Origin of the sequence: Gordonia marina (genome assembly GCF_052036135.1) — a bacterium.
In the GTDB taxonomy this organism is placed as follows: domain Bacteria; phylum Actinomycetota; class Actinomycetes; order Mycobacteriales; family Mycobacteriaceae; genus Gordonia.
On record NZ_JBPSDN010000009.1, the window covers coordinates 68,166 to 80,879 of the forward strand.

At 73.4% G+C, this 12,714-nt stretch carries 4 protein-coding genes; 2 read left to right on the forward strand and 2 right to left on the reverse strand.

Annotation, left to right across the window (positions count from 1 at the left end; translation table 11 throughout):
* Nucleotides 1-92: 92 nt before the first annotated feature.
* A complete protein-coding gene (locus ACSEEN_RS07645) occupies nt 93-1,451 on the forward strand; it encodes a SagB family peptide dehydrogenase (protein ID WP_440712825.1) in 1,359 nt (452 codons plus the stop codon).
* Between the two features lie 174 nt (nt 1,452-1,625).
* Nucleotides 1,626-1,928, forward strand: a complete 303-nt coding sequence (locus ACSEEN_RS07650) for a GIY-YIG nuclease family protein (protein ID WP_440712826.1) — start codon at nt 1,626-1,628, stop codon at nt 1,926-1,928.
* A 505-nt stretch (nt 1,929-2,433) separates the two neighbouring features.
* On the opposite strand, the gene ACSEEN_RS07655 is transcribed toward ACSEEN_RS07650, so the two are convergent.
* Nucleotides 2,434-6,945: a non-ribosomal peptide synthetase gene (locus ACSEEN_RS07655; RefSeq protein WP_440712827.1), complete on the reverse strand. Its 4,512-nt coding sequence runs from the start codon at nt 6,943-6,945 to the stop codon at nt 2,434-2,436.
* Complete coding sequence (locus ACSEEN_RS07660) at nt 6,942-12,239, reverse strand: non-ribosomal peptide synthetase (protein WP_440712828.1); 5,298 nt, start codon at nt 12,237-12,239, stop codon at nt 6,942-6,944. The genes ACSEEN_RS07655 and ACSEEN_RS07660 overlap by 4 nt, the downstream gene beginning before the upstream one ends.
* Nucleotides 12,240-12,714 lie beyond the last annotated feature (475 nt).

A 12,714-nucleotide genomic window follows, 5' to 3' on the forward strand; every position in this document is an offset into this window, starting at 1 on the left:
CAGTGGCGGGCGAGGTCGTGCGCCGAGCCGTCCGCCGCAACCCAGACCCCGCGCACTCGGGACCTTAGGTAAGGCTCGACTAATCTAGTCGTATGACGTCCAGCCTCACCGACGCGGAGTGCGTCGTCTACGCGTGGCAGCCACCCGCGAGCGCGGTGCTCGGCTCACCCGGAACCGCCACCCTCCTGCCGTCGGGAGAACGCCTCACCGGACTGACCGGGAAGCAGGGCGCGGCGCTCAAGGCGCTCGGGCGCGGACCGGTCCGCTTCGACACCGAGCCGCCCGGCGACGTAGCCGAACTCCTCGACCGGCTGCTGAGCAGCGGCGTGCTCACCGTCGACGTCCCCGGCGAGTACTCGATCCGGCCGTTCCGCGCCGCCCCCGGACCGCGCCCGGCGCCCACCGCCCCGGGGAGTTACGCGCTGTCGAAGTTCACCGTGCTGCGCCGCGACGGCGACCGGCTGGTCGCGGAGAACCCGCGCGCCTGGTGCGACGTGGTGCTGACCGGACCGCGCGCCGTCGCGATCGTGACGGGTCTCGCCTCCGGTGACGACGCCCTCACCGCGCGCCTGTGGACCGATCTGCGCTGGACCGGGCACGCCGTTGCCGACCCGGCCGAGGAAGACGCGGCCTTGTCCACGGCGGGCTGGCGGCCCCACGAGCTGTGGTTTCACCGCCGCAGCACCGTCGGAGACCGCGGCACCGCGTGGGGCGACTTCGGGCCCACCAAATGGGCCGACGGACGCTTCGAACCGCTCCCCGCGCGGCCGGAACCGTACCCGGGCGTCCCGTTACCGCTGCCCGCACCAGACCTGGACGACCGCTACCGGAACGACCCGCCGCTGGCCGCGGTGATCGACGACCGTGTCTCCACCCGCAGCTTCGACGACGACCACCCGCTCACCGCTGCGCAGCTCGGCGAACTGCTGTACCGCTGCGCGCGCACCCGGTCGGTCCGCACCGTCGGCCCCGACCGGCCGGTGCCCGAGGAGCTCCCGTCACGGCCGTATCCGTCCGGCGGGTCGCTGTACGAGCTCGAGGTGTACCCGGTGATCCGCAGCGTCGACGGCATCGCGCCGGGCATGTACCACTACGACTCGTTCGCGCACGCCCTGGAACCGGTCGCCGAGTTCGACGACGACGCCGTCCAGCGGCTGCTCGCGCCCGCGGCGTACACCCTCGCCGACCAGAATCAGCCACAGGTGCTGCTCGCGCTCGCCGCCCGCACCGGCCGCCTGATGTGGACCTATGAGTCGATGCCCTACGCGGTGATCCTCAAACACGTCGGCGTCCTGACCCAGACGCTGTACCTCGCGGCGACCGCGATGGGCCTTGGCGGCGTCGCCCAGGGCTACGGCGACACCGCCGCCTTCGCCGACGCCACCGGTCGCGACGAGCTCGCCGAGTGCATCGTGGGCAGCTTCGTCGTCGGCTCGCGGAGGGAGTCGTAGGCCGGGGGTCGTTTCGACACGGTGCGGCCTGTCTTACAGCCCTTTGAGCCGACCCGAGGCGCCAGCCGAGGGGCGTGTCGAAAAGACCACCTCGACGATAGTTGTCCACAGGGTTCGCCTCCACCTGTGGACAACCGGGTGGCGTACGGGCGATCGACCGCCGACACTCGATTCATGGGGGCATATCTGTACATACTCCGATGTTCCGACGACAGTCTGTACGTCGGGAGCACCCGGAACCTGGGACCGCGGATCGCGCAGCATCAGAGCGGCCGCGGAGCCGTGTACACGTCGAAACGACTACCGGTGGAACTCGTGTTCAGCCAAGAGTTCCCGGACATTCAGGACGCGTGGGCGATGGAACGACGACTCCACGGATGGAGCCGCGCCAAGCGCCAAGCCGTGATCGACGGGCGCTTCGACCTGCTGCCGGGACTGTCGGCGAGGCGCGGGAAGCGCCGTTCTCAGACCGATTGACGGCGGCTTGTCGGGGGTCGTTTCGACACGGTTCGTCGCTTCGCTCCTCACCGGCTCAACGGGCTACCCGCAGCCACCAGCCCAACGGGCTGCTGGAGCAACCAGCCCGACAGGCTGCTGTCTTACAGCCCTTTGAGCCGACCCGAGGCGCCAGCCGAGGGACGAGTCGAAAAGCCCCACCGACAGGCGCGTTTCAACACCACTCGTCACCTCGCTCCTCACCGACTCAACGAGCTACAACGGACCCCCCAACAGCCCGTTGAACCGCCACCGAGCCCGCCAGGGCGAGGCGGCGAGTCGAAACGCCCACCAATCCGGGGTACGTTTCGACACGGTTCGTCACTTCGTTCCTCACCGGCTCAACGGGCTACACACAGCCACCGGCACGACGGGCGACTGCTCTACAGCCCTTTGAGCCGACCCGAGGCGCTAGCCGAGGGGCGAGTCGAAAAGACCCACCGACAGGCGCGTTTCGACACGGCTCAACGGGCTACTGGGCACCGGCTCAACGGTCGGCGGAAGCGGCCAGGGCGGCCACCGCCTCGGACCAGAGCCGTCCCAGCCGCGCCACGGCGGCCTCGCTGATCGCGCCCGACGCGTAGCGCCAGTTGGCGACCAGCTGGGGGCCGTCGTCGGTGGCGCGGACCACGCACACCAGGTCGATCGTGTAGCGCAGCGGCAGGTCGGGCTCGGGGTCGGTGGGCAACGCCTCGTTCACGTCGAGGTCGGTGATCGGCGCCCACGCGGCGCCGGCTCCGCCACCCGGAATCCCGAGGTCGAAGCGGCCCAGATAGTTGAGCTCGATCTGCGGCTCATCGGCGGCGGTCAGTACCTCGTCGGCGCGGTCGTAGCGGAGCAGACCGTAGTCGAGGCCGTGGTTCGGCACCGCGGCCACCTCGGCGGCGACGGCGTCGAGCAGCTCCCGACGGCCGTCGGCGTCGTCACAGAGCCCGGCCGGGCCGACGGCACGACCGAGACCGATCCGCACCGGGAACACGGTGGTGAACCAGCCGAGCGTGCGGCCGGTGTCGACGTCGTCGCCGACCACCCGGTCCTCGCGGCCATGTCCTTCCAGCGCGACCAGCACCCCGGCCCGCGCGTCCTGGCCGCGTTCGGTCCGCCACGCCGACAGCGTCGTCGCCAGCGCGGCCAGCAGGAACTCCCGGACACCTCGCTCGCGGCCGGCGGCCGCCAGCACGCGCGCGGTCTCGTCGTGCCCGGACAGCACGACGTGCGAACGGAGGTCGGCCCAGGTGTCCGTCCCGATCGCGGTCCGGCGATGCCCGATCACCGGATCGGGCCCGGTCACCTGCCGCCGCCAGTACCCGCGCTGCGCCTCGACCGCACCGGACGTCGCGCGCCGCGCCACGAGCTGCGCGAACGACCGGTAGTCGGTGTACTCGGACATCAGCTCGATCGGCTGACCCGAGGTGACGGCGATGCCGGCCTCGAACAGGTCGGTGAACAAGACCTGCCAGCTCACCGCGTCGACGGCGAGGTGGTGGATCGCCAGCAGGAGCACGTGCCCGCCATCGGCGGTGAGCCTGACCGCGGACAGCATGCGGCCGGCGGCTGGGTCGACGTGATCGTTGGCGCGGTGCGCGGCCCGCGTGATCGCTTCGCGCGAGACACCGGCGCCGTCGCCGGCGGGCATCGCGGTGAGCACGCCCTCAGCGACCAGCGCGGCGACGTCGACGGCGCCCGGCGGCCGGGTCGCCAGTACCTCGCCGTCCAGCGTGGCCCGGAGCATGTCGTGCGCGTCGATCACCGCCTGCAGCACCGCCCACAGGTCGTCGTCGGCCAGGCCGTCCGGCAGCGTGAGCAGCACGGTCTGGGTGAAGCGGCGGAAGTACCCGCCCTCGTGCATCCACGCCACCACCGGAAGCCGGGGCACCACACCGTACTCGCGGGCGGCGGCCCGCCGCTCCGCCCGCTCGGCGACGGCGAGCGCCTCGGCCAGGTCGCGCACGGTCGGATTGGCGAGCACGTCGCGCGCGGCGACCCGTAGTCCCCCGTCACGCAGACCCGTGACCAGGGCCATCGCCACGATGGAATCCATGCCGAGATCGAAGAAGTCGTCGTCCGGGCCGGGCCGGACACCCAGCACCCGTTCGACCGCATCGGCGACGCTCGCCTGCTCCGGCGTGAGATCGGCACCGTCGCCGGCGGGTGCGAGCGCCGCGGCCGCCGACTCGGCGAGCACTCCGGCGTCGAGCTTGCCGTTGACGTTGGTCGGCAGCACCGGAAGCAGCACGATCCGGGCCGGAAGCAGGTGGGCGGGCAGGTGGTCGGCGAGACGCGTGCGCAGACCGTCCGCGCGCAGCCCGTCACCGGTCACGAAGCCGACCAGCGCCGGTCCGGTCGGCCGGGCGGCGACCACCACCGCGGCCTCCCGCACGCCCGGCAGGCCGCGCAGCCCGGTCTCGACCTCGCCGAGTTCGATCCGGTAGCCGCGAATCTTCACCTGGTCGTCGCGGCGGCCGACGAATTCGAGGTCGCCGCGGGCGTGATAGCGCACCAGGTCGCCGGTGGCGTACATGCGGGCGCCGGGCACGTGCGGATCGGCGACGAACCGTGCCGCGGTGAGCGCCGGGGCGCCGGCGTAGCCGCGGGTCACCTGTGCGCCGGTGAGGTACAGCTCGCCGAGCACGCCGTCGGGCACCGGGCGCAGGTAGGGATCGAGAACGCGGGCGCTCATCCGGTCGGTCGGGCCGCCGACGGTCGGACCGGGCGAGTCCGCGACCCGCGCGACCAGCGCCTCGACCGTGGTCTCGGTGGGTCCGTAGCAGTTGTAGACGTCGGTGCTGCGCAGCGCCGCGAGCCGGCGCCACAGCGGCGGGCCGATGGCCTCCCCGCCGAGAGCCAGGGCGGTCAGGCCGGCCGCATCGGCGTCACCGGACACCAGTCCGGCGGCCGACAGCTGGCCGAACATCGACGGCGTGGTGTCGATCAGGTCGATCCGCCGCGCGGCGAGAGCCCGCACCAGCAGCCCGGCGTCGCGCATCTCGGTCTCGCCGAACAGGTGGACCTCGTGGCCGTCGAGCAGCGCGGCGAGCGGCTGCCACGACGCATCGAACGACAGCGTCCACGCGTGCGCCACCCGCAGCGGCCGGCCGAGCTTCGCCCGGGCCGGGGCGAGCACCCGGTCGGCGTGGTCGCGGGCGTAGCTGGCCAGCGCGCCCTGCGTGCCGACGACGCCCTTGGGCTCGCCCGTGGACCCGGATGTGAAGATCACGTAGGCGGCACAGTCGCGGCGCACGCCGATCTCCGGGAGCTCCGCCGTTTCCGCGGCCTCCCCGGAGACGTCCAGCACCCGGCGATCCCCGGCCTGTGCGGCCACCGACGAATCGGGTCGCGCCACCACGTACGACGCCCCCGAACGCTCCAGCAGAAGTCGCACCCGTTCCCCGGGCAGCGCCGGATCGACCGGCACGTACGTGCCACCGGCCAGCATGGTCCCGAGGATCGCGACGATCGAGTCGGCCGACCGGGGCAGCCCGATCGCGACGACGTTCTCGGCGACCGCCCCCGCCGACCGCAGATCGGCCGCGAGCCGCCGCGCACGGCCCAGCAGTTCCCGGTACGACCAGCTCACGTCCTCGCCGACCAGGGCGACGGCGTCCGGGGCGCTATGCACCTGCGCCACGAACCGCCCGATCGCGGTCTCCTCCCCCGCCGGCAGGGCCGGGCCGCGGGGCGGCGCCAGCGCGCGGTCCCGCTCGCGCGGCAGCAGGACGTCGATCTGCGACGGCCGCGCGTCACCGCACGTCGGCAGCGCGCGCAGCACCGCGAGCAGCCGGTCCACGACGGCGGCCGGGTCGATCCCGCCGAGCGCGTCCGGAATCGACTCGGTCATCACGACCAGCTCGCCGTCGAGCAGATACGCGGCCACGGTCAGCGGGTAGTGGGCGAGAGATTCCATGGCGAGCGGCAGGAAGCGGGTGCCGTCGGCCGCGGAGACCGGGCCGGTGGCGCTGCCGATGGGTGCGTTCTCGAAGACGAAGAGGGTGTCGAACAGGCCGCCCGCCGGGGCCCCGGCGGCGCGGGCGATCTCGGCGAGTCCGACGTGCCCGAGATCGCGCAGCGATGCGGAGGTCCGCTGCAGGTCGCGGCATGCCTGCGCGATCGTCCGCTCGTCGTCGACGACCACCCGGGTCGGCACGGTGTTGATGAACAGGCCGACCATCTGCTCGGCGCCGGGCAGCGACTGCGGGCGGCCGGAGATGGTGGTGCCGTAGACGACGTCGTGGGTACCGGCGAGACGGCCCAGGACGAGCGCCCACGCGTACGACACCACCGTCGCCGGGGTCAGCCCGAGTCCGGCGGCCCAGCCGGTGAGCGCGCCGGTGGCCCCGGCGTCGAGCGCGCCGCGACGGCGGACCGGTTCGGTGACCGGGGTGCCGGGCGACCCCAGGAGCAGCGGCGATGCCCCGTCGAGTTCGGCGGCCCAGGCGGTGAGGGCGGCACCCGAGTCCTGCCGGGCGAGCCAGGCGATGTAGTCGCGGTAGGGCCGCGCGGGCGGCAGCGAACGCGCGGAGCCGTCGTCGTTGTAGATCGCGAGGAGTTCGGAGAAGAAGACCGCGACGGCCCACCCGTCCATCAGGATGTGGTGGGCGGTGAGCAGGAGGCGGCGCCGGTCGCCGCCGAGGTCGGCCAGCACCACCCGCAGCGCGGGGCCGCGCCGCAGGTCGAAGCGCTGGGCGCGTTCGGCGCGGGCGAGTGCGTCGAAGTCGGTGAGGTCGACGGCGATCGTCCGCCACGGCAGCTCGACGTGCGACGGCACGATCTGCACCGGCTGCGGAACGTCGGTGTCCCACAGGCTCACCCGCAGGTTCGGGTGCCGCCGCAGCAGTTCGGCGAGGCTCTCGCGCAGTGTCTCCGGCCGCAGCGGGCCGGAGATCTCGACGACGAACTGCATGCTGTAGACGTCCAGGCCGTCGCCGGCCATCTCGGACAGCGAGAACAGGCCCGCCTGGAGCGGCGAGAGCGCCATCACGTCCTCGATCTGCGCGGTCATCGGCGGGCCTCCCAGGCCGCGCCGAGGGCGCTGAGCGCATCCGCGCTCAGCCCCGAGGCGCTCATCGGTGCGGATTCGGCGGGCTCGTCGGCCACTTCAGCGACGGGATCGGCCGAAGCGGCGGCCGCCGCGGCGTCGACCGCCTCGGCGAGTTCGGCGATGGTGTAGCAGTCGAACACCTGCTGCGGGGTGAGCGCGATCCCGGCGGCCGCGGCCCGCGCGCACCACTGGATGGAGATCACGCTGTCGCCGCCGACCGCGAAGAAGTTGTCGTCCACGCCGAGGCCGTCGACGTCGACCAGTTCGGCGAGGATGGTGACCAGTGCTCGCTGCGTCGGGGTGTTCGGCTCACCGCCGAGTGCGGGCATCGCCTCGGCGACGGCCGCCGTCGCACCGCCGTGGTTGTCGATGACGTGCGACGACGGCGCGAGTGCCCGCAGCGTCTCGGCCAGCCCGTCCGGCGCGCCCGGACCGTCGACGATCCAGACGGTGACCGACGGACAGTGCGTCGACCCGGTGTGCGGGAGTGCGGCGAGCGTGGCCGGGCGCGCCTGGACTCGGCGCGGCGCCCGTTCGGCGATGAGGGCGGCCAGTCGTGCCGGGTCGTCTCCGTGGTCGGCCGGGCCGAGCGTCGCGGGAAGTCCGGGCAGGCCGAGTGCGCTGAGCCGGGTCTCGGGTGCGGCGCCGACGGCGGTGAGGACGGCGGCGAGCCGGTCGGCGACGACCGCCGCGGTGTCCTCGTCGTACAGGTCGGCGGCGGCCACCAGCCGCAGGTGCAGCCCGCCGTCGGCGGTGACGGTGGCCATCACGTTGAGGTCGAGCAGCGAGGTGTCCATCACCATCGGGCGCAGCGTGAGCGTCGTCGAACCGTCGCCGGACAGGGGGCGTCCGTCGACGTCGGCGCTGCGATCGCGGAAGTGGATCATGGTCTGGAACAGCGGGTTCCGAGCGCGGGTACGGCGCGGATTCAGCGCCTCGACGAGCCGTTCGATCGGCGTGTCCTGGTGTGCGAAGGCGTCGAGCACGGCATCCCGGCTGATGCGCAGGGCGTCGTGCAGGGTGGGGTCGCCGGAGAGGTCGTTGCGCAGCGGCACCATGTCGGCCACCAGCCCGACCAGGCGGTGCGTGTCCGGGTCGTCGCGACCGGCCGACGGGGTGCCGATCACCACGTCGGTGCCGCCACCCAGCGTTGTCAGGGTCGCGGCGAGCGCCGCGGTGACCGCCATGAATTCACTCACCCCGGCCCGATCGGCGACGGTCCGGATGCGCGCCCGCGCGTCCGGCGTCAGTTCGGTGTCGGCGATCACCGCGCGCCGCGACAGCCCGTCGGGGCGCGGCCGGTCGGCGGCCACCAGGATCTCGTCCGGGATCCCGGCGAGCCGTGTCCGCCAGTGATCCAGCTCCGCCTGCCCGTATCGCCCACCGGCCGCCGGATCGGCGGCCACCCCGAACAGCCGGTGCTGCCAGGTGGCGTACGCCCGGTAGCTCGGTCCGTCGTACGGCGGCAGGGCCGGCCGGCCCGCCGCGGCGGCCCGGTACTCGGCGACCAGATCGTCGACGATCAGCTCGACGCTCGCATGGTCGACGACGAGGTGGTGGAACACCAGCGACAGCACCTGCGCCTCGTCGGCGCCGCGCAGCAGCGCGGCGCGCACCAGCGGCGCGGCCTCCAGGTCGAAGGTCTGCGCGCCCGCCGCGGCCAGTGCCGCCTCGATGTCGTCGACGCGGCGCACGTCGAGCATCGGCTCGGCCCGGTCGGCGACCCGCTGCACCGGCAGTCCGGCGCGCTCGTGGAACGACGTCCGCAGCGCCGGGTGGCGGTCGACCACGCGCTGCAGGGCCGCACCCAGCGCGGCGTCGTCGACCGGGCCGTCGAGGGTGAATGCGAGCGGGATGTGCCCCGCCGGCGACGGCCCGGAGAAACGATGCGCGAACCACATCGCGAGCTGGGAGAAGGCGAGCGGCGCGGGATCGTCGGCGACGACCTCGCGCAGCGGCGGCCGGGTCACGGCGCGCGGCGCCGTCGGCTCAACCGGGGACACCTCGCCCAGGGACACCCCGCCGAAGTCGTCGTCGGCCCAGTCGTCGGCCCAGTCGTCGGCCGCGTCGAGATCGACGCCCAGCCGCTCGGCGACCAGGTCGGTCAGCGCCGCGGCCAGCCCGTCGACGGTCGGATGGTCGAACGGCAGGCGCACGTCCACCGGCACCCCGAACTCGGCGCTCAGCGCCGTGACCAGCCGCGCGGCGAGCAGCGAGTGCCCACCGAGGGCGAAGAACGAGTCGTCCACGCCGATGCGTTCGGCGTCGAACAGTGTGGCGAAGACCGCGGCGACCCGCTCCTGTGCGGGGGTCGAGGGCGCCCGGAACTCGGTCGCGGCGAGGTCCGGGACCGGCAGCGCGGCGAGGTCGAGCTTGCCGTGCACGGTCACCGGGACCTCGTCGATCAGCACCACCGCGTCGGGGACCAGGGGCGCAGGGAGCGACGCCCGGGCGTGACCGAGGATCGCCTCCGGGTCGGCCGCCGGATCGCCGGGCACCACGTAGGCGAGCAACCGATCGTCGGGCCCGCCGCGGTCGACGACGACCAGCGCCCGCGCCACGCCCGCGGCCCCGGCGAGCACCGCTTCGATCTCGCCGAGCTCGATGCGGTGGCCGCGGATCTTGACCTGGCCGTCGGCACGCCCGGCGAACTCCAGGTCGCCGCTCGCCGTGCGGCGGGCGAGGTCGCCGGTGCGGTACATGCGTGCTCCGGGCCGATGCGGATCGGCGACGAAGCGTTCGGCGGTCAGGCCGGGACGCCCGAGATAGCCGCGGGCCAGCTGATCGCCGCCGAGGTAGATCTCGCCGACCACGCCGTCGGGAACCGGTGCCAGCGCGGCGTCGAGCAGGTACGCGGCGACGCCGGGGTTGGGGCGGCCGATCGGCACCGTCCGCCCGCCCTGCGGGCCGTCGACCGGGAAGTGCGTGGCGGCGACCACCGCCTCGGTGGGGCCGTAGTTGTTGCTCAGCGCGGCGGTGAAGGCGGTGGTGAAGGCGTCGGCGACGTCACCGGCGAGCGCCTCGCCGCCGACCGGGACGGTGGTCAGCGTGGTCCACTGCTTCACCTCGGGGATCAGCAGCAAGGTGGAGAGCAGGCTCGGCACCATGTGCATCACGGTCACCTGCTCGCGGACCAGGATCGACGCGATGTACGCGATGTCGGTGAGCGCCTTCGGGCGCGGCAGCACCAGCGTCGCCCCCGAGGTCAGGGTGGCGAAGATCTCGAACATCGACGCGTCGAAGCTGACCGACGAGGTCTGGATCATCCGGTCGCCGGGGCCGACGACGCCCAGCGCGTCCATCGCCCGCAGGTGTTCGGCGATGGCGCGATGCTCCACGCCGACGCCCTTGGGCGTACCGGTGGACCCGGAGGTGTAGATCACGTACGCGAGCGATTCCGGCGCGATCGGTCCGCCGCGCTCGTCGTCGGTGAGCGGCGCGGCGCTGAACCCGGCCGCCGGATCGGCGGCGTTCTCGGCGTCGAGCACCAGTGCCGGGGCCGCGTCGGTCAGGACGAACGCGATGCGGTCGGCCGGATAGTCCGGATCGACGGGCAGGTAGGCGCCACCGGCCTTCAGGACGGCGAGCACGGCGACCACGAAGCCGGTGCCGGCAGGCAGCCGGAGAGCGACGATGTCACCCGGCCCCACGCCCTGGGCCAGCAACCAGCGGGCGAGCCGGTTGGATCGTTCGTCCAGGTCCGCGTACGTCAGGGTCTCGGTGTCGGCGACCAGCGCGGGATGCGCGGGCCGCGCGGCGACGGCCGCCGCCAGCAGGTCGACCAGAGTGTGCGCGCCGGGCCGCACCGGCCGGCCGAGGGCGGCGGCGAGTGCCGCCTCGCGCGCCGGTCCGGTGAGCAGCGGGAGACCGCGGACGACGGTATCCGGCGCGGTGACCGCCGCGTCGAGGAATCCGGCGAGCGCGGCGACCAGGCCGCGGGCTACCGGCTCGCCGAACCGCCGGACGTCGTACTCCAGTTCCAGCCGGGGGACGCCGCCGTCGACCAGGGTGAACTCCACCGGCAGCTGACTGTTGGTGGCGGCCAGTTCGGGCAAGTGGGTCAGTTCGGCGTCGCCGAGCGGCACCGGCGCCATCTCGCTGCGCGCCGACAGGCTCGCGCCGACCAGGCCGGTCAGGCCGTCGCCCCCGGCGCGGCCGAGTGCCGCGACCACCTGGTCGATCGGTGCCTCCGACGCGGCGAGGCCGTCGGCGAGCCGCTGTCCGGTGTCCCGGGCGAGCTCGGCGAAGACGGTCTCCGGGGTCACCGTTCCGCGCAGCAGCAGCGAGTTTCCGAAGTAGCCGATCAGCTCGTGCGCACCGTCCGGCCGCGTGGTGGCCGGGACGGCGAGCAGCAGGTCCTCGCCGGCGGTGCCGAAGGTCCGCTGCAGGAAGGCGAGGGTGGCTGCGGCGACCACCGCGAATCGGGTGGTTCCCGCGGTGCGGGCCACCGCCGCGGCGCGCTCGAGGACCTCCGGCGGAAGGTCGACGGCGACGTGTCCGTTCGCCGGGGCCGCTTCGGCGGCTCGCACGGGCAGCGGCGGCAGGTCGAGCGGAGCAGGCACCGGCGAGAGCTCCCGGCGCCAGTAGTCCAGATCCGCGGCGATCCGTTCGGCGTCCGGGTGCGCCGCATCGGCGAAGGCGACCGGCGACGGCTCGCGCTCGATGCCGGTGTAGGCGGCGGCGAGATCGTCGAACAGCACCCGCCAGGACTCGTCGTCCCAGGCGATGTGGTGGACGGTGAACAGCAGCACATGCCGGTCCGCGCAGCGGATCAGCGTGACCCGCAGCGGTGGTTCGCGCCGCAGGTCGAACGGCCGGTTCTGGTCGCGCTGAGCGAGGACCCGCACCCGGCGACGCACGGTCTCGTCGTCGAACGGCCCGTCCTGGCTCAGGTCGTGTTCGGTCCACGGCACCTCGACCGCGTCGTGATGCACCATCACCGGGACGCCGTCGGCGTCGGAGTCGTAGGTGGCGCGCAGCGGCTGATGCCTTGCCGCCACCGCGCCGAACGCCCGGCGCAGTCGGCCGGCGTCGACGTCACCGGTCAGCGCGAACGCGACACCGACGTTGAGTGTGGTGTCCGACGGATCGCGGTGCCCGATGAACCACAGCCGGGCGAGCCCGGCGGGCATCGGCGTCCGCTCTCCCTCCGCGCGCTGCCGCGCCGGCCCGGGGGTCTCCGCCGCTCGCAGGCCACGCGCTTCCAGACGCCGCTTGAGCAGTTCTTTCTTGCGCGCGGAGAGGTCATTCGCCATTCCCTGATTTTAACAAAGGCTTACCTTATTAGACGAAGTCAGACCTACCGCTCGCGGGTACTCGGTCGGCCCACAGCGGCTCCATCCACTCACCGGGCTACGGAGGCTCGATCGGCTCAGAGGGCGGGCACACGGCCCGACCAGCCCACAGCCCGTTGAGCCGGACGGGCCCCAGGGCCCGGCCGAGTCGAAACGAACCACCACCACAGTGCGTTTCGACACGCTCCTCGCCCTGCGGGGCTCGGAACGGCTCAACGGGCTACAGAGGCTCCATCCGCTCACCGGGCCACGGACGCTCGATCGGCTCAACGGGCGGGCCGCAGCCCGATCCGCTCAACGACCAGCCCACAGCCCGTTGAGCCGGACGGGCCCCCAAGGCCCGGCCGAGTCGAAACGACCCACCATCAGGGGGCGCGTTTCGACTCGATCTCGCCTAGCGGCTCGATCGGCTCAACGGGCTATGGAGGCTCGATCG